Here is a 22,957-nt window from a genome sequence, read left to right on the forward strand (position 1 = left end):
ATGTTTGCACGACCAGGTGCGCGCTGTCGTCGGCGAGCGTCGGCGGTGCCGATCGGGCAGGCGGGTGGGCGCGGGCCTGCGCAATGTCGATGGGTGCACGAATTCATCTGTGCCGCAGACAATTCGGACGCGGATCAGATACGCGACCGGCGGTCGGCCTCGTGTGTCGTCACGGGCTCGGCCCCGGCGTAGCCGCGACAGCGGTGATCGTTCCCGGCGCGGCGCCGACGTGGGCGCTCTCCGAGGAGTTCGCGCGCGCACGGCCCGCACTGCGAAGGCCTCGTCCGGCGGAACGACCCGAAGGCCACCGTCGAAGGGTGAACGCGAGTCCGGTGCTGGGCAGTGCCCTGGAATAGCCTCGGGCACCCCACAGTTGTCAACGCTCGACGGCGCTCCACGTTCCCGCGTGGGCGCTGTGGCGGGTGGAGCCGTAGCCCCGGGTGGCTTGTCCGCTCCGCCGCAACCAGCACTGGAGGGAGACAGTTCCGGATGTGTAGCGCATGATCGAGGGCGTGACCGACCTACCGAACCCGAGCGTCCCGTCCGCGCCGCCCAGTCCATCGGCCATGCGCCGGGCGTTGCGCAGGGCCCGTGACGGCGTCACGTTGAACGTGGACGAGGCCGCGGTGCTGCTGCACGCGACCGGTGACGACCTCGCCGACCTGTGTCGCAGCGCCGCGCGGGTGCGCGACGCCGGGCTGGCATCGGCCGGGCGGCCGAAGACGATCAGTTATTCCCGCAACGTCTTCATCCCGCTGACCCGCCTGTGCCGGGACAAGTGCCATTACTGCACCTTCGTCACGGTGCCCGGCAAGCTGCGCGCCGAGGGCGAGGGCATGTTCCTCGAACCCGACGAAGTGCTCGACATCGCCCGTCGAGGTGCGGCGCTGGGCTGCAAGGAGGCGCTGTTCACGCTGGGCGACCGGCCCGAGGATCGCTGGCCCGAAGCCGCGCAGTGGCTGGACGAACGCGGCTACGACTCCACGCTGGACTACCTGCGCGCCGTGTCGATCATGGTGCTGGAGGAGACCGGGCTGCTGCCGCACCTGAACCCCGGCGTGATGTCCTGGGCGGAGATCGCGCGGCTCAAGCCGGTGGCGCAGTCCATGGGCATGATGTTGGAGACCACCTCCACCCGGCTGTTCACCGAAAAGGGGAACTGCCATTACGGCAGTCCGGACAAGGACCCGGCCGTGCGGCTGCGGGCCATCACCGACGCGGGCCGGCTCTCGGTGCCCTACACCACCGGCATCCTGGTCGGCATCGGCGAGACGATGGCGGAGCGCGCCGAGTCGATCATGGCGATTCGCAAGCAGCACAAGGCTTTCGGGCATATCCAGGAAGTCATCATCCAGAATTTTCGCGCCAAGGACGACACCGCGATGCGGGACGTGCCGGACGCGGGCCTGGAGGAATTCCTCGCCACCATCGCCGTCACCCGCGTGCTGCTCGGGCCCGACGTGCCGGTGCAAGCGCCGCCGAACCTGGTGTCGCACGAGGAGTGCCGCGCGCTGATCGAGGCGGGCATCGATGACTGGGGCGGCGTCTCGCCCGTGACGCCCGACCACGTGAACCCGGAGCGGCCGTGGCCGAACCTGGACACCTTGCGGGAGATCACCGAGGCGGCGGGCTACCAGTTGGTCGAGCGGACCTCCGCGCACCCGAAGTACGTGCGCGCGGGCAATCCGTGGGTCGATCCGCGCATCGGCGCGCACGTCGCGGCGCTCACCGACCCGGCCACGGGGCTGGCCGAGCCGGACGCGATCCCGGTCGGCCTGCCCTGGCAGGAACCCGAGGAGTCGTGGGAATCGGCCGGGCGCGTCGACCTCAACACCGCCATCGACACCGAGGGCCGCAACACCGAGGCCCGCAGCGACGCCGCGCTCGGGCAGGATCTCGTCGGCGCTTTCGGCGACTGGGAAACCATTCGTGAACAGGCGCGCGACCTCGCCGTCAGCACGCCGCAGCGGCTGGATGCCGACGTGCTCGCCGCGCTGCGCGCCGCCGAGCGCGATCCGGCCGGGCTCAGCGACGCCGAGTATCTCGCGCTGGCCACGGCGGACGGCGCGGACCTGGAGGCGGTCGCCGCGCTGGCCGATCAGTTGCGCCGCGACACCGTCGGCGACGACGTCACCTACGTCGTGAACCGGAACATCAACTTCACCAATATCTGCTACACCGGGTGCCGCTTCTGCGCGTTCGCCCAGCGCAAGGGGGACGCGGACGCGTTCACGCTGAGCATGGACGAGGTCGCAGACCGGGCCTGGGAGGCGCATGTCGACGGCGCCACCGAGGTGTGCATGCAGGGCGGCATCGACCCCGACCTGCCGGTCACCGGGTACGCCGACCTGGTGCGGGCGGTCAAGCGGCGGGTGCCGTCGCTGCACGTGCACGCGTTCAGCCCGATGGAGATCGTGAACGGCGCCTCGCGCGGCGGACAGAGCATCCGGGACTGGCTGGTCGCGCTCAAGGAAGCGGGCCTGGACACCATTCCGGGGACCGCCGCGGAGATCCTGGACGACGAGGTGCGCTGGGTGCTCACCAAGGGCAAACTGCCCACCTCGGCGTGGATCGAGGTGATCACCACGGCCCATCAGGTGGGCATCCGGTCCAGCTCGACCATGATGTACGGCCACGTGGACAATCCGAAGCACTGGGTCGGGCATCTGCGCGTGCTGCGCGGTATCCAGGACGAGACCGGCGGTTTCACCGAATTCGTGCTGCTGCCGTTCGTACACCAGAGCGCGCCGCTGTACCTCGCGGGCGCCGCGCGACCGGGGCCGACCAACCGGGACAACCGCGCCGCGCACGCGCTGGCCAGGATCATGCTGCACGGCCGGATCCACAACATCCAGACCAGCTGGGTCAAACTCGGCACCACCGGCACCCGGGTGATGCTCAACAGCGGCGCCAACGATCTCGGCGGCACGTTGATGGAGGAGACCATCTCCCGGATGGCGGGCTCGCAGCACGGCTCGGCGAAGACCGTCGCCGAGCTCGTGGAGATCGCCGCGGGCATCGGGCGACCGGCCAGGGAGCGGACGACCACCTACGGTGTGCCGGAACGCAAGGTCTCGGCGTTGCCGCTGACGGTGGGGTAGGGAATCGGCCGCACCTCGCGGTAATCGGTCTTCGGTGAGAAGGTCTCCCGGTCACCGAGGGCCGCGTGGGCGGGACATACCACCCGAAGTTAGGGCAGGCTGACCAGTAGTAACGTGGGGTGCCGGGATAGGGTTTCGCCGGGCGGACTATCCCGCAGGCGAGGACAGACTAGGAGAGCGGCAGTGCCGTACATCATCGCTGAACCGTGCGTTGACGTGAAGGACAAGGCATGCATCGAGGAATGCCCCGTGGACTGCATCTACGAGGGTGGCCGCATGCTGTACATCCATCCCGACGAGTGCGTGGACTGTGGTGCATGTGAGCCGGTGTGCCCGGTGGAGGCGATCTTCTACGAAGACGACACCCCGGACCAGTGGAGCGGATACGTGAACGCCAACGTCGATTTCTTCGATGAGCTGGGCTCGCCCGGCGGCGCCACCAAGGTCGGCAAGGTCGACTACGACCCGCCGTTCATCAAGGAACTGCCCCCGATGGCGAGTGAGTGAGAGCTGACGTGTCGCCGCGTGGCCGGGTCAGCAGTCTGCTGCCCGATTTTCCCTGGGACACCATCGCTTCGGTGAAGGTGCGGGCGGCCGCCCATCCAGGCGGAATCGTCGACCTGTCCGTCGGCACTCCGGTCGACCCGGTCGACCCGCTGATCCGGACCGCGCTGAACTCCGTCGCCGCGGTGCCCGGCTACCCGACCACGCACGGCACCCCCGAACTCCGTGCGGCCGCGGTCGACGCGCTGAAGCGGCGCTACGGGATCACCGGACTCGAGCCGGCGGCCGTGCTGCCCGCCATCGGCACCAAAGAGCTGATCGCGGGGCTGCCCCGGCTGCTCGGCCTCGGCGCGGGCGACCTGGTCGTCATCCCGGAGGTCGCGTATCCCACCTACGAGGTGGGCGCGCTGCTGGCGGGCGCGCAGGTGCTGCGCGCCGACGGACTCACCCGGCTCGGTCCGCAGACGCCCGCGCTGATCTACGTGAACTCGCCGTCCAACCCGACCGGCCGGGTACTCGGCGTCGAGCATCTGCGCAAGGTGGTCGCTTTCGCCAGGGAACGCGGCGCGATCGTCGCCTCCGACGAGTGCTACCTGGGACTGACCTGGGAGGGCCGCGCCCTCTCCTTGCTCGACCCCGAGGTGTGCGACGGCGACCACACCAACCTGCTGGCCGTGCATTCGCTGTCGAAGACCTCCAACCTGGCCAGTTACCGCGCCGGGTTCGTGGCGGGCGATCCGGCGCTGGTCGCGGAGCTGCTCGAAGTGCGCAAGCACGCGGGCATGATGGTGCCGTTCCCGATCCAGGCCGCGATGACGGCCGCGCTCAGCGACGACGCGCACGAGGCGCGTCAGCGCGAGCGGTACCGCGCCCGCCGTGACGTGCTGCGAAAAGCGCTGGAAGCAGCGGGTTTCCGGATCGATCACTCCGAGGCGGGCCTGTATCTGTGGTCCACGCGCGGCGAGCCATGCCGGACCACCTTGGACTGGCTCGCCGATCGCGGCATCCTCGCCGCGCCCGGCGACTTCTACGGGCCCGGCGCGAGTGAGCACGTGCGGATCGCGCTGACCGCGACCGACGAGCGGATCGCCGCGGCGGCCGAACGACTGGCCGCGGGCTGACGCCGGAAGCGTTTTCCTGCTCCGTGCGAGCGCAGCAATGTCGATAGGGGCCGTGTCAATCCCGGTGTGTCGGCGTCCACGCGCGCGGGGCAAGGCGAGCTAGCCTGAGGTATGGACGCTGTCACGGTTGTCCCCACGCCCGCAAACGAGCCGGTGCACTCCTACGCGCCCGGTAGCCCCGAACGTGAGCTATTGCTCGGCAAACTCGCCGAGCTGTCCGCCGCGCCCGTCGACGTGCCGCTGGTGATCGGCGGCAAGCACCGCCCCGGTATCGGTGAACGGCACGACATCGTCGCACCGCACCGGCACCGGCAAGTGCTGGGGACCTACACCGCCATCACCCAGTCGGAAGCGCACGGAGCCATCGATGCCGCGATGGCGGCCGCCCCGGGGTGGCGGGCACTGCCCTTCGAGGACCGCGCCGCGGTGCTACTGCGCGCCGCCGACCTGCTGGCCGGGCCGTGGCGGGAGACCCTCGCGGCGGCCACCATGCTCGGGCAGTCGAAATCGGCTCAGCAGGCCGAAATCGACGCGCCGTGCGAGCTGGTCGACTTCTGGCGTTTCAACGTCGCGTTCGCGCGCGACATCCTGGCGCAACAGCCCGGGTCCAGTGCCGGGGTGTGGAACCGGATGGACTATCGGCCGCTGGAAGGGTTCGTCTACGCCATCACGCCGTTCAACTTCACCGCGATCGCCGGGAACCTGCCGACCGCGCCCGCGCTGATGGGCAACACGGTGGTGTGGAAGCCCTCGCCGACGCAGACGCTGGCGGCGTTCCACACGATGCGGCTGCTGGAGGCGGCGGGCCTGCCGCCCGGCGTGATCAACATGGTCACCGGAAACGGCGTGCAACTCTCGGAGGTGGCGCTGGCCGATCCGCGGCTGGCGGGAATCCACTTCACCGGTTCCACCAAGACATTTCGGTATCTGTGGCAGCAGGTGGGCGCGAATGTCGACCGCTACCACGGCTATCCGCGCCTGGTGGGGGAGACGGGTGGCAAGGACTTCATCGTCGCGCACTCCTCGGCCGACCCGGACGCGCTGCGCACCGCCCTCATTCGCGGAGCGTTCGAGTATCAGGGCCAGAAGTGCTCGGCGGCATCGCGCGCCTACATCGCGCGGTCGGTCTGGCGCGCGATGGGCGACGAATTCCTGCACGAGACCGGCGAGCTGAGCTACGGCGACGTCACGGATCTGTCGAATTTCGGTGGGGCGTTGATCGATCGGCGAGCCTACGACAAGAACGTGACGGCCATCCGCCGCGCCGCGGAAGCGGGCGTCGCCATCCCGGTCGGCGGAACCTACGACGACAGCGAAGGCTGGTTCGTCCGGCCCACCGTGTTCCTGGCGGACAACCCGCACGACGAATCGTTCGCCACCGAGTACTTCGGACCGATCCTGTCGGTGTACGTCTACGACGACACCGAACCCGGCGCCTACAGCGCGATACTGGCCGAAGTGGAGTCGGCGGCGCCCTACGCGCTCACCGGCGCGGTGTTCGCGCAGGACCGGTACGCGATCGAAGAGGCCGACGCCGCGCTGCGCTTCGCGGCGGGCAACTTCTACGTCAACGACAAGCCCACCGGCGCGGTGGTGGGTCAGCAGCCGTTCGGCGGGGCGCGCGCCTCCGGCACCGACGACAAGGCGGGCTCGCCGTTGAACCTGCTGCGCTGGGTCGCGCCACGGACGATCAAGGAGACGTTCGTGCCCGCCGTGGATTACCGCTATCCGCACATGGGAAGCTGACGCGCGGTCACACCAGCGGCTTCCCCTGCCGCAGCCGCCTGCGCAGGTCGTAGTGGTAGGCGTTGAGCGGGAACATCCGTGCGGATTTCGGCAGTCGCCGGTGCACGGCCCCGATGGCCCGCAGCAGCCGGTCCAGGCGGCGCTGGTCGCGGTGGGTCCAGGTCATGCCCATCTCGTCGCGCAGGTGCTGCGGGAGCAGGCCGGTGACGATGAAGCGTTGCAGCCCGGCGAAGACCACCTGCACCGGTCGCGGCATCATCTTCAGGTCGATCAGGCCGTCGAAGTAGTCCCGCAGCTCGGGCTCGATGCCGTGTTTCTTCAAGTTCTCGTCCCAGTACCGCTGGAATGCCGCGCGATTCACCGGCCACATCTCCGGCCGCATCTGCAACGTGGTGCCCAGGCGCGCGGCGTAGTCGTAGAAGGCGTCGGCGGTGGCATCGTCCATGGGGCCGTGCATCCGGGTGTAGAGGTCATCGATGCCCCAGTACAGGCAGGCCGCGACCCACAGCTGCAGGTTCGGATCGAATGCGTTGTACTTCACCGGGCTCGCCGCGGTGGAGCGCACCGACCGGTGCGACACGTTGACGGCCTCGCGGTACGCCTCGCGCTCGGCATCCGACCCGAGCAGCGCGACGGCGATATAGGTGAGTGTGGTGCGCAGCCGCTTGATCGGATGCAGCGTGACCTTGCCGCTGTCGACGGTGCTCTCCAGGACGCCGCGGCCGACCGGGCGCAAACTCAGCTGCATGATGACATTGGCCGCGCCGCCGAGAAAGGCGGCGATGCCGTCCACATACTCTTCGACCGTCTCCGGCGTGAGGACTCGGCTGGGATCGGGCTCGTGCTCGGCGGTGCGCAGCGGCGCGGTCATCGTCGACCTCGTCTTTCGTGTCGGCCCGATCCAGGAAGCATCGGTCGATGAGAAGATTATGCCCCAACTTTCTCATCGACTCGCGGCTGGTGTCAATCATGCGGGAAGGCGGTGACGGTGTGCGATGCTGAAAGTGTCATCGTTTCGGTCTCGCGGATAGGGTTGAGGTATGGCCAGGTTGACCAGGCTGCTGCCGCTGGTGCGCAGCGCTGCCCCCGAGGATCGCAACCAGGCGCGAGTGCTGGACGCGGCGCTGCTGGCGTTCCTCGACTTCGGTATCAAGCGGACCAGCATGGTCGAAGTCGCGCGCCGCGGCGGACTGTCGCTGGCCACGCTCTATCGTCGCTTCGCGAGCAAAACCGATCTGATCAGGGCCGTCGGGCTGCGGCAGACGCGCGATTTCATCGAGGAGGTCGACGCCGCGCTCCAGCGCCAGGTGGACCGGAACGCGAGCGCGGAAGATCAGATCGTCGAACTGTTCGCCGCGTTCATCAACGGCCTGCGCGGAAATCAGCTGATCCACCGGCTGCTGGCCACCGAACCCGAACTCGTGCTGCCCTACCTGACCACCCAGGGCGCTCCGGTCATCGAACTCGGGCGGGATTACCTGGCCGAATTCATCACCCGCTTGCAGCGCGAAGGCAAGCTGCCGGAATACGATCCGGAGCCGTTGGCTGAGATGATCGCCCGTACCGCGCTGTCACTGGCGCTGACGCCGCAGACTGTCATCCCGCTCGGTGACGACGCGTCGATCCGGCAGTTCGCGCGCGACCACGTGGTGGTGTCGTTCCGGGTGCGCTGACCGGCTCAGCGGTGCAGCGGAACCCCGGTGATCATCGCCCAGAGCGCGGCCGTCACGTCCGCGGTCTGCTCGGCCGAGGTACCGCGAGTGTGCGCGGTCACCGCGAAACCGGGGCCGTAGGAGGCCGAGGCGACCTCCGGCTCGCCGAGATCCGACCAGCCCCATTTGGTGCCGAGCACGAACGGCCATCGTGCGGTGCCCCAGTCCTGTTCGGTGCCGTCTTGGGCCGTCGATCCCGCCGCCGCCATCCATTCGAAGATCGGTGATCCGGGATCGGTGCGCAGTTTCGTGGCCAGGAAGTCGGAGACGTCGGCGGCGCTGGTCGTCCCCGCGCCCCAATTGGGTCCGGGCGTCGTCTCGGCGAGCCCGTATTCGGCGGCGACGGCGGCGATGGCCTGGGGATACTTGGCCTCCATCACGCTCGCCGCGCCGTCATCTGAATAGCGGATCATTTGCTCGCCTAGGAAGCGATCCTCGGCCGAGCCGTCGCCGTGGCGCAGGGCGTAGTCGGCCAAGAAGAGTTTGGACAGCGACAGGCTGGAGCGCGACTCGTGTTCGTTCGCCGTGCCCCAGCCGATGCCCACCGAGGTGCGCACGGAAATCGCTGTGCGCGGCGGTACCGCGACCACCTCGGTCTCCGCGGTCTCGTCGGCGCAGGCTACCGGGGCGGACAGCGCTAGGAGCGCGCCGGCGACGAGCGCGGTCGCGGTCAATCGGTAGCCCATCTTCTCCTCCTGGCTCGCGGCATCGGACCGCCGATCGGGGACAACGCGATCGGGACGTACGCATTGCGATTGCCCAGAAGTAGCTACACGAAACGGAGTTCGCCGTCAGACCAGGCGCAGGCCGAGCCGACGCCGGACGCGCATATCGAGGAGATAGGCGTTCAGGGGAAACAGGCGGATCGGTCGCGGGAGCCGGGATTGCGTGGCCCCGACCGCGCGCAAGATGTGGGCGAGTGCGCGCTCGTCGCGGTCGGTCCAGGTCATGCCCATCTCGGCGCGCAGCCGCTCGGGCAGCAGGCCGGTCACGAAGAAGCGATGCAGGCGGCCGAACGCCAGCTGCGCGGGCCGGGGCAGCATGCGCAGGTCGACGAGGTCGTCGAAATAGGCGCGGATGACCGGGTCGATGCTGGTCTTCGCGAGATTCGTGGCCCAGTACTCCGCGAAGGCGCGCCGGTCGGCCGGCCACATCGATTCGGGCATCTGAAGGGTGGTGCCGAGCCGGGCGGCCAGATGGTAGAACGCGTCGGCCGTCGCCTCGTCCATCGGGCCGTGCATGCGCTCGTACAGATCCTGCGCTCCCCAATGCAGGCAGGCCGCGACCCAGAGTTGCAGCGCGGGGTCGAAGGCGTTGTAGCGCACCGGGCTCGAGGCGGTCGAGTGGACCGGGCGGTGTGAGACGTCCACCGCCTCGCGATAGGCGGTGCGTTCCTCGTCGGTGCCGAGCATCGCCACCGAGAGGTAGGTCAGGGTGGTGCGCAGCCGTTTGATCGGATGCAACATCACGTTGCCGCTGTGCACGGTGCTCTCCAGCACGCCGTAGCCGACCGGCGGAGTGCTCAGCTGCATGATGACGTTCGCGACGCCGCCGAACAAGCCGGCTACGCCGTCGATGTATCGCCCGACGTCGAAGGAATCCGCCGATTCGGGGGAACGCGTGGCGGGAAGTGGCCTGGTCATCGTCGACCTCGCAGTGCTGAGAAAGCTATGCAATAACGTTCTCACCACGTCAGTGGGAGTGTCAACCGTCACAGCCCGCACCGGTCGCCACGCGCCGTGGTGGACCCGGCGAAGTAGCGTGGGCGGATGTCGTTCGGTCCGCCGCTGCTGCTCAGTTCGCTGAACCCGCTCGCCGTCGCAGGCGGAGCGGACATCCCCGACGCCGTCACCATCGACGGAACCACCCTGTCCCGCAGTGACCTGCTGGGCGCGGCTACTTCGGTGGCCGAACGCGTCGCGCGCGCCGAGCGGGTGGCGGTGCTGGCAGGCCCCACGGTGGAGACCGTGCTCGCGGTGGTCGGCTGCCTCATCGCGGGTGTCACCGTGGTGCCCGTGCCACCGGACTCCGGAACCGCGGAGCGCGCGCACATCCTGGCCGATTCGGGTGCTCAGGCGTGGCTGGGGAAAGCGCCGCAGGACGCGGAACTGCCCGTGGTGCCGGTTCGGCGGCACGCCAGGTCATGGCACACCTATTCCGAACCCGACCCGGCCGCTACGGCATTCGTGCTGTACACCTCGGGAACCACCGGGTTGCCCAAAGGCGTGATGCTCAGCAGGGGCGCGATCGCCGCCGGTCTGGACGCCCTCGCCGACGCGTGGGCCTGGACCGCGAGCGACACGCTGGTGCACGGGCTTCCGCTGTTCCACGTGCACGGGCTGATTCTCGGCCTGCTCGGCCCGCTGCGCGTGGGCAGTCCGCTGATCCACACCGGCAAGCCGACGCCGCAGGCGTACGCGGAGGCCGGAGGTTCGCTGTACTTCGGCGTGCCGACCGTGTGGTCGCGGGTGGTCGAGGACCCCGACTCGGCGAAGCGATTGTCCGGCGCCCGGCTGCTGGTCTCCGGTAGTGCGCCACTGCCCGTGCCGGTGTTCGAGCGACTGCGCGAGCTGACCGGGCACGCGCCGGTCGAACGCTACGGCATGAGCGAGACCATGATCACGCTGTCCACCCGGGCCGACGGCGAGCGCAGGCCGGGCTGGGTCGGTACGCCGGTGCGCGGCGTGCGCACCCGGCTGCGGGACGAGTCCGGCTCCTCGGTTCCGCACGACGGCGAGAGCATCGGCGGCCTCCAGGTCTCCGGGCCCATGCTCTTCGACGGTTATCTGAACCGACCGGAGGCGACCGCGCAGAGCTGGACCGAGGACGGATGGTTCCGGACCGGCGACGTCGCCGCGATCGACGCGGAAGGTTTCCACCGCATCGTCGGCCGGGAATCGGTGGACCTCATCAAATCCGGTGGCTACCGGGTCGGCGCCGGGGAGGTCGAGACGGTGCTGCTCGGCCATCCGGCGGTCGCGGAGGCCGCGGTGGTCGGCCTGCCCGACGACGACCTCGGTCAGCGCATCACCGCCTTCGTCGTGCTGCGCGATGCCGCGACCGAACGCGAACTGATCGACCATGTCGCCGGTGAACTCTCGGTGCACAAGCGTCCGCGCGAGATCCGCGTGGTCGACGCACTGCCGCGCAACGCGATGGGCAAGGTGCAGAAGAACAAGCTGGGTTGACCTCGAGTCCGGTAGAGGTTCTACGGTCGGCCCATGACTTCGACCCTGACCCCCGAACAGATCGACTACCTGCACACCCAGCGCTTGGGCCGGCTGGCCACCGTCCGGCCCGACGGCACACCCCAGAACAATCCCGTCGGCTTCCGCTACAACGCCGACCTGGGCACCATCGACATCGCGGGCTGGAACATGGGCGCCTCGTGGAAATTCCGCAACCTCGCCACCAACGACCACGTCGCATTCGTCGTCGACGACGTCGCGTCGGTCCAGCCGTGGCGGGTGCGCTGCCTCGAAATCCGCGGCACCGCCGAAGCGCTCACCGACGTCGACCCGTACATCTCCGGGGTCTCCCGCGAGATGATTCGCATCCATCCCCGACGCGTCATCGCATTCGGGCTCTCGGGCGAGTCTCCCGACCTCGCCTGATCCGGCCGAGGCTGCACGAGTGGCACATGGTTGCGCCACTCGTGGCAGTTCTAGTCGTTGGCGTGGAGGTCGGCGTTGAGTTCGATGCCGGTGCCCTTGCGGGGGACTACCTCGACGGCGCCGGTGGTGGAGTTGCGGCGGAACAGCAGGTTGTCGCGGCCGGCCAGGTCGGCCGCCTTGACGAGGGTGCCGTCGGGGGTGCTGACCTTGGTGCCCGCGGTCAGATAGAGGCCCGCCTCGACCACGCAGTCGTTGCCGAGCGGGATACCGAGGCCGGAGTTCGCGCCGAGCAGCGAGCGCTCGCCGATGGAGATGACCGTGGTGCCACCGCCGGAGAGCGTGCCCATGGTGGACGCGCCGCCGCCGATGTCGGAGCCGTCGCCGACCACGACGCCCGCGGAGATGCGGCCCTCGATCATCGACGCGCCGAGGGTGCCCGCGTTGAAGTTCACGAAGCCTTCGTGCATGACGGTGGTGCCGGAGGCCAGGTGCGCGCCGAGGCGGACGCGGTCGGCGTCGCCGATGCGGACGCCGGAGGGCAGCACGTAGTCGACCATGCGCGGGAACTTGTCCACGCTGTACACGGTGACCGGACCGCGGGCGCGCAGCTTGGCGCGGGTGGCCTCGAAGCCCTCCACCGCGGCGGGGCCGTGGTTGGTCCACACCACGTTGGTCAGCAGGCCGAACTGGCCGTCCAGACTCACCTCGTGCGGCTTGACCAAGCGGTGCGAGAGCAGGTGCAAGCGCAGGTAGACGTCGTGCGCGTCGACCGGGGCGGCGGACAGGTCGGCGATCGTGCTGCGCACCGCGATCACGTCGACCCCGCGCGCGTCGTCGAAGCCGAGCAGCGCCGCGTACTCCGCGGGCGCCTCGTCCAGCCGCTTGGTGCCGGTCTCGGCGAACTCGCCCAGCTGCGGGGCCGGGTACCACGTGTCCAGTACGGTCCCGTCCGCGGTCACATTGGCGATACCGACTGCTGCTGCTCCCTGGATGCTCACGGCCTAGAGGTTACCGACCCGCGCCGGACAACGGTGCGGCTGCTCCGGCGACCGCCATTCCCGCCGCGACCGCTCCCGGAAGAGACGGCCGCGACCCGAGGCGGCGTGCGGGCCGTGGCGGATGGGCGGGTCGTAGGGTGAAGCGCGTGACCATCGACCTGCATGCCGACCCGATCGCACTGACCGCCGCACTCGTCGACATCCCGAGCGTCTCGCGCGACGAGGCGGCCATCACCGACGTGGTGGAGCGGGCGTTGCGTGAGCAGACGACGGGGTTCGAGATCCTCCGGCACGGAAACGTGGTGCTGGCCCGCACCCAGCGCGGACTGCCCACCCGGGTGATCCTGGCCGGGCACCTGGACACCGTGCCGATCGCCGACAACGTGCCCGGGCGGTTCGAGGTGAGCCCGGTGGGTGAGCGGGTCCTCTACGGCTGCGGCTCGGTGGACATGAAGTCGGGCGACGCGGTCTTTCTGCACCTCGCCGCGACCGTCGCCGACCTGGTGCACGACCTGACCCTGATCTTCTACGACGGGGAGGAGATCGCCGCCGAGTTCAACGGGCTCGGGCACATCGAGCGCGATCTGCCCGACTGGCTCACCGGCGACCTCGCCGTCCTCGGCGAACCGTCCGGCGGCTGGATCGAGGCCGGTTGCCAGGGCGCGCTGCGCGCTCGGCTGCGCACCTCCGGCGTGCGCGCGCACGCGGCGCGGGCGTGGCTGGGCGACAACGCGATTCACCGGCTGGCCCCGATACTGCAGCGGCTGGCCGACTATCGCGCGCGGGAAGTGGACATCGACGGCTGCGTCTATCGCGAGGGCCTGTCCGCCGTGCAGGTCGAGGCCGGAGTGGCGGGCAATGTCGTGCCGGACGCCGCCGAGCTGGAGGTCAACTTCCGTTTCGCTCCCGACCGTACGATCGACCAAGCCGTCGAGCACGTGCGCGAGGTCTTCGCCGGACTCGAGCTGTCCTTCGAGGTGATCGACGCGGCTCCGGGCGCGCTGCCCGGCCTGACGGCGCCGGCGGCCAAGGACCTGATCGACTCGGTGCAGCGCCACGGCGGCGGCGGTGTCCGCGCGAAGTACGGCTGGACCGACGTCTCGCGTTTCGCGGCCCGCGGCATCCCCGCGGTCAACTTCGGTCCCGGCGATCCCAACCTCGCGCACAAGCGCGACGAGCACGTCCCCGTCGACCAGATCACCGCCGTCACCGCCATGTTGCGCAGCTACCTGAGCAGCGCACCGGACTGAACGCTGCGCGCGGGTCGTTCGCTGAAATCGGGTTTTCGGACCTGTCGTGTCGCTGTCCGCAGAGATCTACGGTGGAGATATGACCGCCTTGGAGTATCGGCATCTGCTGGTCGTGCGGGACGGCGACACGGTGCGCATCACCATGAACCGGCCGGAGCGGCGCAACGCGCTGTCGGGTGAGCATCTGGCCGAACTGCTCGCCTCGTTCCGGGCCGCAGGGGAGACCGACGCCACCGGGATAGTGCTCGGGGCGCGCGGCCCGGTGTTCTGCGCGGGCCACGATTTCGCCGACGTCGCCGCGCGCGACTTGCTCGGCGTGCGGGAACTGCTCACGCTCTGCACCGAGCTCATGTCGACCATCCAGTCGGTGCCGCAGGTGGTGATCGCCCGGGTGCACGGTCTGGCCACGGCCGCGGGCTGCCAGCTGGTGGCCTCCTGCGATCTGGCCGTCGCCGCCGAATCCGCCGGTTTCGCGCTCCCCGGCGGCAAGGGTGGCTGGTTCTGCCACACCCCGGCGGTGCCGGTGGCCCGCGCCGTCGGACGTAAACGCCTGATGGAAATGGCCCTCACCGGCGACCCGATCGAGGCCCGCACCGCCGAACAGTGGGGCCTGATCAACCGAGCGGTGCCGGACGCCGAGCTGGACACTGCCGTGGCTGCGTTGCAAGCCCGCGCCACCCGGGGCAGCCGGGCCAGCAAGGCACTCGGCAAACGCACTCTCTACAGCCAGCTCGACCGTCCCGAAGCAGACGCCTACGCCCTCGCCCTGGAAGTCATGGCCGCCGCCGCTCAACTTCCCGGCGCCCGTGAGGGAATGGCGGCCTTCCTGGCGAAGCGCCCGCCCGCCTGGCCCGATTAGCGCAGGGAGGCCCTTTCCCCGGGGGCGGAATCGCGGGCGCCGCCGTCATCATGTAGCCACCGAGGCCGGACGGAGAGTGACTCGGGCGAGGCGGGGCGGCGACGGTTCATGGAGTGGCCGACTCCTCCGGGGTCGCGTCCGCGTCGAACGCCGCGATCGTCATTGCCCGACCCGGCGTGATCCGTACCGTGACGTGCGCGCCGAGCGCCGAGATCGCGGCCGCGTCTCGGCCGGCCTTCGCCCGGCTGAACGCCGGACGACTTCTCCCGTCCAGCCCCTGGGTCCGCCTTGCCGGGCGGTAGCGTGGAACGCATGTCCACCGACGCCGCGGACCGTGAGGTCGCTCCCAAACCCAAGTCGACACCGAAATTCCGCGGCCCGATCATGTTTCGCCGCGAGCGGGCCGACGGCGTGGGCACCGCCGACCGGCACCTGCTGGACAAGCGTGGCGACACGGACTGGGTACATACCGATCCATGGCGCGTGCTGCGCATTCAAGCCGAGTTCGTCGAGGGCTTCGGCGCGCTCGCCGAGGTGCCGCGGGCGGTGACCGTCTTCGGTTCCGCGCGCACGTCCGCAGACCACCCGGAATACCAGGCCGGGCGGGCCATCGGCGCCGCGCTGGCGCGGGCCGGTTTCGCGGTGATCACCGGCGGCGGCCCGGGCGCGATGGAGGCGGCGAACCGGGGCGCCTGCGAGGCGGGCGGCTACTCGATCGGCCTCGGCATCGAGCTGCCGTTCGAGCAGAGCCTCAACGACTGGGTCGACCTGGGCATCAATTTCCGGTACTTCTTCGTCCGCAAGACGATGTTCGTGAAGTACTCGCAGGCGTTCATCTGCCTGCCCGGCGGTTTCGGCACGCTCGACGAGTTGTTCGAGGCGCTGACGCTGGTGCAGACGCACAAGATCACCCGGTTTCCCATCATCCTGTTCGGCACCAGGTACTGGGCGGGGCTGGTCGATTGGCTGCGCGATTCGCTCGGCGGTTCGGGCAAGATCTCTCCCGGCGACCTCGGTCTGCTGCACGTGACCGACAGCGTCGAGGAGGTCGTGCACATCATCCAGGCCGCCGCGGAGGCGGGTGGCGCCGAGGACGCGATCGGGACGGAGGATCAGTGGTGAGCGATCGGGCTTTCGCCGTCTGTGTCTACTGCTCGGCGAGCACCACCGACCAGGACTACCTCACGCTGGCCGCCCGGGTGGGCACCGAGATCGCCCGGCACGGTTGGCAACTGGTGTCCGGCGGCGGGCACGTCTCGATGATGGGCGCGGTCGCCACCGCGGCGCGCGCGGGCGGCGCGAACACCATCGGCGTGATCCCGAAACACCTGGTGCACCGGGAGGTCGCCGACGTCGACGCCGACGAGCTGGTGGTCACCGACACCATGCGCCAGCGCAAGCAGGTGATGGAGGACCGCGCCGACGCCTTCCTCACCCTGCCCGGCGGCATCGGCACGCTGGAGGAGTTCTTCGAGGCCTGGACCGGCGGGTATCTGGGACAGCACGAGAAGCCCGTTGTTGTGCTGGATCCCAATGGCTTCTTCCGCGGGTTGTTCTCCTGGCTGGACGAGTTGTACGAGCGGAAGTTCGTGCCCCAGACGGCATTGGACCGGATTACCGTGGTGACCGATCTCCCGTCCGCGTTCGCGGCACTGGAGGCGGCGGCGCGGACCCAGTGAGGAGAGCTGAAGACGTGAGCACCGACACCCGCTCGACGGTGAGTTTGTTCGACCTCGCCCGCAATCTTCCGGGAATGGCCCTCGACGCGCCGGGCATGCTCCGCAACGCGCTGAGCATGCTGGTGACGGCGGATTCCAAGTCCTCGGTGGGGCTGTATTTCCAGCGCAATGCCCACCGGCATCCGGATCGATTGTTCCTGCGGTTCGAGGGGGCGACCTTCACCTACGGTCAGGCCAACGCACAGGTGAACCGATATGCCAGCGTGCTCGCGGACCGGGGGGTGCGGCGGGGCGACGTGGTCGGCGTGCTGATGACCAACCGGCCGGAGACACTGTTCGTCGCGCTGGCCACGGTCAAGCTCGGTGCCACCGTGGGGTTGCTCAACCACCATCAGCGCGACAACGTGCTGGCGCACAGCTTCGGCCTGCTCGACAGCGTGCTGAACGTGGTGGGCGCGGAATGCGCCGACGCGATCGACTCGCTGCCCGAGCCGCCCGCCGACATCCTCGCCGCCGACGAACTCCACGAGGCGGCCCGCGACGCCGACGACGCCGATCCACCGAGCTGTGCGGAGATCACCGCGCGGGAACGGGCGTTCCTCATCTTCACCTCCGGCACCACCGGACTGCCGAAGGCCAGCGTGATGACCCATCTGCGCTGGACCAAGAGCATGGCGGGACTGGGCGGACTGGGAATTCGCCTGCGCGGCAACGACACGCTGTACTGCTGCCTGCCGCTCTACCACAACAACGCGCTCACCGTCGCGTTGTCCGCGGTGCTGGCTTCGGGCGGCACACTCGCGCTCGGCCGTGGTTTCTCCGCGTCCCGGTTCTGGGACGAGGTCATCCGCGAGCAGGCCACGGCGTTCATCTACATCGGCGAGCTGTGCCGCTACCTGGTCAACCAGCCCGCCAAGCCGACCGATCGGCAGCACTTGGTCCGGCTCGCGGTCGGCAACGGGCTGCGTCCGGAACTGTGGGACGAGTTCAAATCCCGGTTCGGCATCGAGCGGATCGTGGAGTTCTACGGCGCGAGCGAGGCGAACATCGCGTTCGTCAACGCCTTCGGCGTGGATCGCACGGCCGGTTTCGGCCCGCTGCCGTACGCCGTCGTGGCGTACGACGAGGAGACCGGAAAAGCGAAGCGCGACAACAAGGGCCGTTTGCGCCGGGTCGGCACGGGCGAGGTCGGGCTGCTGCTGGCCAAGGTGACCGACCGCTCGCCGTTCGACGGTTACACCGACAAGGACGCCACCGAGGCCAAGCTGGTGCGCGACGGCTTCCAGTCCGGGGACGTCTGGTTCGACACCGGCGACCTGGTCCGGGAGCAGGGCTGGCATCACATCGCGTTCGTCGACCGGCTCGGCGACACGTTCCGCTGGAAGGGCGAGAACGTGGCGACCACCGAGGTGGAGGGCGCGCTGAGCAAGGCGGAGCCGATCGCCCAAGCGGTGGTCTACGGCGTGGACATCCCCGGGACGGACGGCAAGGCGGGCATGGCCGCGGTCACGCTGCGTCCCGGTGCGGAATTCGACGGGGCGGCGGTGGCGAAGCTGGTCTACCAGCAATTGCCGGGGTATGCGGTGCCCTTGTTCATTCGTATCGTCCACGAACTGGAGCAGACCTCCACGTTCAAAAGCCGCAAGGTCGAACTGCGCAAGCAGGGGTACACCCCGGACCCCGACAGCACCCTGTACGTCCTCGCGGGCCGCACCGAGGGCTATGTCCCCGCCTACGACGACTACGCCGCCGAGGTAGCGGCGGGACGGGCGCCCAAGAGCTGACGGGCAAGATCAGCACGGCCTGAAGACCCGGAGTGACGGACTGGCTACAGTCGTTGACATGTTCAGCTCGACCGCGGCGCCGCTTCCCACGCTGTGCGGCAGGCCGGTGGCGACGGATCGAGCGCTGGTGATGGCGATCGTGAATCGCACGCCGGACTCGTTCTACGACCGCGGCGCCACGTTCACCGACGCGGCGGCGATGGAGGCCGTGGCGCGCGCGGTGGACGAGGGCGCCGACCTCGTCGACATCGGCGGGGTGAAAGCCGGGCCGGGCGATTCGGTGGACGCGGCCGAGGAGACGCGCCGGGTGGTGCCGTTCGTCGCGGCCATCCGCGCGAAGTACCCGCGGCTACTGATCAGCGTCGACACCTGGCGGTCCGAGGTGGCGCTGGCGGCGGTGGGCGAGGGGGCGGATCTGATCAACGACACCTGGGCCGGCGCCGATCCCGATCTCGTTCCGGTGGCCGCCGCGCACGGCGCCGGTGTGGTGTGTAGCCACACCGGTGGCGCGGTGCCGCGCACCCGGCCGCATCGGGTCCGCTACGCCGACGTGGTGGGTGAGGTCACCGAAACCGTGGTGCGGGCCGCGGAGAACGCGCTCGCGGCCGGGGTGCGCCGGGATTCGATTCTGATCGATCCGACGCACGATTTCGGCAAGAACACCTATCACGGGCTCGAACTGTTGCGCCGAGTCGACGTTCTTGTAAAAACCGGATGGCCAGTCTTGATGGCGCTGAGCAACAAGGATTTCATCGGGGAGACTTTAGGTGTCGGTCTTTCCGAACGGCTGGAGGGCACATTGGCGGCAACAGCATGGTCGGCGGCGGCCGGCGCCCGAGTCTTCCGTGTCCACGAAGTCGCCGCGACCCGGCGGGTCGTGGACATGATCGCCGCGATCCAGGGCATCCGGCCCCCCGCACGAACCTTGCGAGGTCTGGCATGACATTTCAACACCGTGAGCCCGCCTGGGCGACGACCCATACCTGGGACACCCCGAACTGGCGAGTGGACGAACTCGTCCGCGCCAAAGCCGGGCGCACCGTGTCGGTGGTGCTGCCCGCGCTGAACGAAGAACGGACCGTGGCCGACGTGGTGGCCAGCATCCGGCCGCTGCTCGGCAGGCTGGTCGACGAGCTGATCGTGCTGGACTCCGGGTCGACCGACGCCACCGCGGAGCGCGCCCGTGCGGCGGGCGCCGAGGTGATCAGCCGCGAGCAGGCGGTGCCGGAGCTCGAGCCGGTCCCGGGCAAGGGCGAGGTGCTGTGGCGCTCCCTGGCGGTGACCAGCGGTGATCTCATCGCTTTCGTCGACTCCGACCTGATCGACCCGGATCCCGCCTTCGTCCCGAAGTTGCTCGGTCCGTTGCTCACGGTCGACGACATGCATCTGGCCAAGGCCTATTACCGCAGGCCGCTGCGGCAAGGCGGCGCGGTGGACGCGGCCGGCGGTGGCCGTGTCACCGAACTGGTAGCCCGGCCGCTGCTGGCCGCCCTGCGACCGGAACTCTCCCAGGTTCTGCAGCCGCTCGGCGGTGAATACGCGGGCACCCGCGAACTGCTCACCTCGGTGCCGTTCGCGCCGGGCTACGGCGTCGAGATCGGGCTGCTGCTGGACACCTACGACCGGCTCGGCATGTCCGCGATCGGCCAGGTCAATTTGGGTGTGCGCACGCACCGCAACCGGCCGCTGGCCGACCTGGGGGTGATGAGCCGCCAGATTCTCGGCACCGTGCTCGGGCGCAGCGGCATCCAGGACTCGGGTGCGGCGCTGACCCAGTTCCCGCTGATCGGCGACGAGTTCACGGCGCACCGCACCGAGGTCTCCCTGGTGGACCGCCCGCCGATGAACACCCTGCGGCCCGCGTGGGCGGCGGCCTGAACCGCTCCACCACCGTGGCGGCGCCGGGATGCGGTCAGGCCCCTTCGGCGTGTGGGTCCCGCATGTATCCCGCCTCGATCAGGGTGCGGAAGGCCGCGAGTTTGTAGACGCACTCGGCCGGTTCACAGATCCGGTGGCGTTGCATGAGTTCGTGCGCCTCCGCCACGGTCAACGGCTCGACGGGCATCTGCTGCGGCCTGCCGATCGGGCAGGTCGGTAGCAGGCGCGCGGGCAGTTGTTCCGCGATCACATGCTGGGCGACGCCGACCCGGCGCCGCCGGTTCGCCGGTCCGTACATCAGTCCGATGGTGGCGACCAGGCCGGCGGCGCCGGCGAGCGAGCAGAGGACGGCGATCTGGGTGGCGGTCACGGCGCTTTCTCCTCTCGGTGGGGCGGGCCGGGCAGAGCGTGGCGGGGCCGAAGCGCTAACGCACCGTCACCTACTCGTAGTTAACTTTTAGCAAATTAAGTGTGAGCCGAGGCGGCGCGCCGTGCAAGAGGGAAAGTAGGACGCGCAACCGACGTGGTGTGCGGCTTTATGGTCGGGTATGCCCGCTGGCCAGTTGTCCAACCGCCCTGGAGACAACTTTGAGCAATCAGCGGTGGATGGGCCCGTCGATGCGGTCCAGCGGCAGAGCGGAGGCCCCACCACGTTCGGCCAGGATCTGGGCGGCGATCGAGACGGCCGTCTCGTCCGGTGTTCGCGCGCCGAGGTCGAGCCCGACCGGACTGCGCAGCCGGCCGAGCTGGTCATCGGTGACGCCCGCGGCCCGCAGGCGCTCGACGCGCTCGGCGTGCGTGCGGCGGGATCCGAGTGCGCCGACGAAGCCGATGCGCGGGCACGACAGCGCCGTCACCAGCATCGGGACATCGAATTTGGCGTCGTGGGTGAGCACGCAGACGACGGTGCGCTGGTCGATCCGCCCCGCCTCCTGTTCCTCGCCCAGATACCGGTGCGGCCAATCCACGACGACCTCGTGGGCGGCGGGAAACCTGGCGGCGGTGGCGAAGGTCTCGCGGGCGTCCACCACCGTCACGCGGTAGCCGAGTTGACGGCCGGTGCGGCTGAGCGCGCGCACGAAGTCGTTGGCGCCCGCCAGGATCATCCGCGCCGGAGCCGCGAAGACCTGGACGAACGTCCGGGGCCGTGGTGCGCCGTGTGCCGCGCACTCGTCGGCGCCCACCACCCCGCAGCGGCCCGCGGCCAGCAGCGCCCGCGCGTCGCGGTCGACGTCGTGCCACGGTTCGGTATCGGCGGCCGTCAGCAGCTTCCATTCCGGTGCGGCGTCCATGGTGGTCGCCACGGCGACGGGGGAGCCGTTCTCGATCCGCTGTCGTAACGCGGTGAGCAGCGGGAGCCGTTCGGGTGCCACGCGCTCGACGAACACCTCGATCTCGCCGCCGCAGCTCAAGCCCACCGCCGGTCCGTCGGAGTCGGCATAGCCGAACCGGTCGGTCACCGCATGGCCGCTGGTCAGGACCTCCTGCGCCGACGCGAGGACGGCGGCCTCGACGCAGCCACCGGACAGCGAGCCGTGTACGTCGCCGGAGCCGGTGACGATCATCGCCGCTCCGAGTTCGCGAGGCCCGGCGCCGGTCGTGTCCACCACACGGGCCAGCGCGACCGGCCCGAGCGGCAGCAGGGTGAGCAAGTGCCCGAGTATCGCGCGCACCGGAATCCGGTCCTTTCGGCGAGCGGGTCCAGCGCATCGGGCCCGAGACAGCCGGCGAATATCCGCCGTACCGTAAGCCTAGTTACCGGAGACCTATCCGTCGCGGCGACGACGATGCGGTAGCAGCACGTGGTCCGCGCGTGCTTCGGGGCGGTCCTGGTCCTGATCCGCGGCCCCGTTCCGGGAATCGTCGTCGGGGCGGGGTCGCTCTTGTTCCGTGCGCTCGGTGTCGGGCCGATCGGCTCGCGGTTCCTCGCCCGCGGGGCCGTCCGCTTCGGGCGAGGTGGCCGACTCGTTCGCCAGCCTGGCCTGAAGGTCGGCGACGGTCACGTGGGCCTTCGCCCCCGCGGGCCGCAGCAGGACACTGAGGATCAGGCCGAGCAGGCCCACCGCCAGGACGGCGCCGCCGATCAGCAGTAACGGATTCACGATTCCTCCTTGCCGGACACCTCAGGCGTCCGTTTCGCGGAGCTGTAGCTGGGACGGGACGGCGCCGGTCTCGAAATACGCCGTGAAGATCTCGGCCGCCTGCTCGGCGGTGAACAACTCGTCCGGATAGACCCGCGGCGTGGGCACGCAGGCCGGGACCGGCACGTCCAGCCGAGGCAGTCCGAGCCGCTGACCGGGTAAGCCCACGGTGAAGCGATGCGGCGTGCCCTCGACGGTGGTACGCACCTCGAGGGTGAGCGCGTCCGCCGAGCCGGTGCATTGCAGGTACTCCCGGCCGGGAGCGGAACTGATCGCCGGGTCGATATCCGCGGGCCGCATCGGCTCGGCGAGCCGGGTCATGTTCACCGAGTAGCGGTGGAAGCCGTCCAGTCTGTCCAGCGGGCGCAGAAAGCTGTCGATGGGCTCATCCGGGCGGAGGAAGACTCGCAACCGGTCGCTGTAGGTCACCCGGTGGGTGGTCACCGCCGGATCGCCCGTCCGGGCGGGGGCCGCGGCGCCGTGCCGCGGGCGCCGCAGCACGGAGAGGAGGGACACCGAACTCGCAGACATCGACTTTCGATCACGCATCAGAGTTCACCTATCACATGC

The 22,957-nt window shown here is 69.6% G+C and carries 22 protein-coding genes; 14 read left to right on the plus strand and 8 right to left on the minus strand.

From position 1 onward, the window contains the following. The first annotated feature begins 500 nt into the window (after positions 1-500). From ABZ803_RS12850 to pruA, 4 genes are all read left to right on the plus strand, one after another. The gene (locus tag ABZ803_RS12850) at positions 501-3,101 is read left to right on the plus strand and encodes a bifunctional FO biosynthesis protein CofGH (protein ID WP_357036231.1); all 2,601 of its coding nucleotides are present in this window, start codon (positions 501-503) and stop codon (positions 3,099-3,101) included. Positions 3,102-3,284: 183 nt separating this feature from the next. Continuing rightward, entirely contained in the window at positions 3,285-3,608 is a 324-nt protein-coding gene (gene fdxA, locus ABZ803_RS12855) for a ferredoxin (protein ID WP_014987978.1), read from the plus strand. A gap of 8 nt (positions 3,609-3,616) precedes the next feature. Continuing rightward, positions 3,617-4,726: a succinyldiaminopimelate transaminase gene (dapC, locus tag ABZ803_RS12860; RefSeq protein ID WP_040869518.1), complete on the plus strand. Its 1,110-nt coding sequence runs from the start codon at positions 3,617-3,619 to the stop codon at positions 4,724-4,726. Between the two features lie 111 nt (positions 4,727-4,837). After that, the gene (gene pruA / locus ABZ803_RS12865; protein WP_357036234.1) at positions 4,838-6,472 is read left to right on the plus strand and encodes an L-glutamate gamma-semialdehyde dehydrogenase; all 1,635 of its coding nucleotides are present in this window, start codon (positions 4,838-4,840) and stop codon (positions 6,470-6,472) included. Between the two features lie 7 nt (positions 6,473-6,479). On the opposite strand, the gene ABZ803_RS12870 is transcribed toward pruA, so the two are convergent. Next, a complete protein-coding gene (locus tag ABZ803_RS12870; RefSeq protein WP_357036236.1) occupies positions 6,480-7,343 on the minus strand; it encodes an oxygenase MpaB family protein in 864 nt (287 codons plus the stop codon). 169 nt (positions 7,344-7,512) lie between these two features. On the opposite strand from ABZ803_RS12870, the gene ABZ803_RS12875 reads away from it, so the two are divergent. After that, positions 7,513-8,145: a TetR/AcrR family transcriptional regulator gene (locus ABZ803_RS12875; protein ID WP_062974559.1), complete on the plus strand. Its 633-nt coding sequence runs from the start codon at positions 7,513-7,515 to the stop codon at positions 8,143-8,145. A 5-nt stretch (positions 8,146-8,150) separates the two neighbouring features. Here ABZ803_RS12875 and ABZ803_RS12880 read toward each other — a convergent pair whose 3' ends face one another. Beyond that, positions 8,151-8,870 carry a hypothetical protein gene (locus ABZ803_RS12880; RefSeq protein ID WP_357036238.1) on the minus strand — a complete coding sequence of 240 codons (720 nt, stop codon included), beginning with the start codon at positions 8,868-8,870 and terminating at the stop codon, positions 8,151-8,153. Positions 8,871-8,975: 105 nt separating this feature from the next. Next, positions 8,976-9,827 (minus strand): oxygenase MpaB family protein, encoded by an 852-nt coding sequence (locus ABZ803_RS12885; protein ID WP_357036241.1) that lies wholly within the window; start codon positions 9,825-9,827, stop codon positions 8,976-8,978. 126 nt (positions 9,828-9,953) lie between these two features. Between ABZ803_RS12885 and ABZ803_RS12890 the strand changes: the two genes are divergently transcribed. After that, positions 9,954-11,372: an acyl-CoA synthetase gene (locus tag ABZ803_RS12890; RefSeq protein WP_357036243.1), complete on the plus strand. Its 1,419-nt coding sequence runs from the start codon at positions 9,954-9,956 to the stop codon at positions 11,370-11,372. 33 nt (positions 11,373-11,405) lie between these two features. Further along, positions 11,406-11,798: a PPOX class F420-dependent oxidoreductase gene (locus ABZ803_RS12895; RefSeq protein WP_357036246.1), complete on the plus strand. Its 393-nt coding sequence runs from the start codon at positions 11,406-11,408 to the stop codon at positions 11,796-11,798. Positions 11,799-11,848: 50 nt separating this feature from the next. Here ABZ803_RS12895 and dapD read toward each other — a convergent pair whose 3' ends face one another. Further along, on the minus strand, positions 11,849-12,796 hold the full coding sequence (gene dapD / locus ABZ803_RS12900; RefSeq protein WP_357036249.1) for a 2,3,4,5-tetrahydropyridine-2,6-dicarboxylate N-succinyltransferase: 948 nt from the start codon (positions 12,794-12,796) through the stop codon (positions 11,849-11,851). Between the two features lie 146 nt (positions 12,797-12,942). Between dapD and dapE the strand changes: the two genes are divergently transcribed. From dapE to ABZ803_RS12935, 7 genes are all read left to right on the plus strand, one after another. Beyond that, complete coding sequence (gene dapE, locus ABZ803_RS12905) at positions 12,943-14,046, plus strand: succinyl-diaminopimelate desuccinylase (protein ID WP_357036252.1); 1,104 nt, start codon at positions 12,943-12,945, stop codon at positions 14,044-14,046. Between the two features lie 79 nt (positions 14,047-14,125). Next, complete coding sequence (locus ABZ803_RS12910; RefSeq protein WP_357036255.1) at positions 14,126-14,905, plus strand: enoyl-CoA hydratase-related protein; 780 nt, start codon at positions 14,126-14,128, stop codon at positions 14,903-14,905. Between the two features lie 312 nt (positions 14,906-15,217). After that, positions 15,218-16,027: a TIGR00730 family Rossman fold protein gene (locus tag ABZ803_RS12915; RefSeq protein WP_357036257.1), complete on the plus strand. Its 810-nt coding sequence runs from the start codon at positions 15,218-15,220 to the stop codon at positions 16,025-16,027. Then, positions 16,021-16,584 (plus strand): TIGR00730 family Rossman fold protein, encoded by a 564-nt coding sequence (locus tag ABZ803_RS12920; protein ID WP_357036260.1) that lies wholly within the window; start codon positions 16,021-16,023, stop codon positions 16,582-16,584. Before ABZ803_RS12915 ends, ABZ803_RS12920 begins: the two co-directional genes overlap by 7 nt. 14 nt (positions 16,585-16,598) lie before the next feature. Further along, the gene (locus ABZ803_RS12925; protein WP_357036263.1) at positions 16,599-18,368 is read left to right on the plus strand and encodes a long-chain-acyl-CoA synthetase; all 1,770 of its coding nucleotides are present in this window, start codon (positions 16,599-16,601) and stop codon (positions 18,366-18,368) included. 58 nt (positions 18,369-18,426) lie between these two features. Next, entirely contained in the window at positions 18,427-19,311 is an 885-nt protein-coding gene (gene folP, locus ABZ803_RS12930; RefSeq protein ID WP_357036266.1) for a dihydropteroate synthase, read from the plus strand. Next, complete coding sequence (locus ABZ803_RS12935) at positions 19,308-20,246, plus strand: glucosyl-3-phosphoglycerate synthase (RefSeq protein WP_357036269.1); 939 nt, start codon at positions 19,308-19,310, stop codon at positions 20,244-20,246. The genes folP and ABZ803_RS12935 overlap by 4 nt, the downstream gene beginning before the upstream one ends. Positions 20,247-20,280: 34 nt before the next feature. Here the strand turns inward: ABZ803_RS12935 and ABZ803_RS12940 are convergent, their stop codons facing one another. The 4 genes from ABZ803_RS12940 to ABZ803_RS12955 all read right to left on the minus strand — a co-directional run bounded on the left by ABZ803_RS12940 (position 20,281) and on the right by ABZ803_RS12955 (position 22,936). Next, positions 20,281-20,616 (minus strand): hypothetical protein, encoded by a 336-nt coding sequence (locus tag ABZ803_RS12940; protein WP_357036272.1) that lies wholly within the window; start codon positions 20,614-20,616, stop codon positions 20,281-20,283. 226 nt (positions 20,617-20,842) lie between these two features. Then, entirely contained in the window at positions 20,843-21,919 is a 1,077-nt protein-coding gene (locus ABZ803_RS12945) for an XdhC/CoxI family protein (RefSeq protein WP_357036275.1), read from the minus strand. 93 nt (positions 21,920-22,012) lie between these two features. Then, complete coding sequence (locus ABZ803_RS12950) at positions 22,013-22,348, minus strand: hypothetical protein (RefSeq protein ID WP_357036278.1); 336 nt, start codon at positions 22,346-22,348, stop codon at positions 22,013-22,015. Between the two features lie 21 nt (positions 22,349-22,369). Beyond that, complete coding sequence (locus tag ABZ803_RS12955; protein WP_357036281.1) at positions 22,370-22,936, minus strand: hypothetical protein; 567 nt, start codon at positions 22,934-22,936, stop codon at positions 22,370-22,372. Positions 22,937-22,957: the final 21 nt, after the last annotated feature.

The sequence above is a fragment of the Nocardia sp. NPDC047648 genome (assembly GCF_040642815.1).
Classification (GTDB): domain Bacteria; phylum Actinomycetota; class Actinomycetes; order Mycobacteriales; family Mycobacteriaceae; genus Nocardia; species Nocardia gamkensis.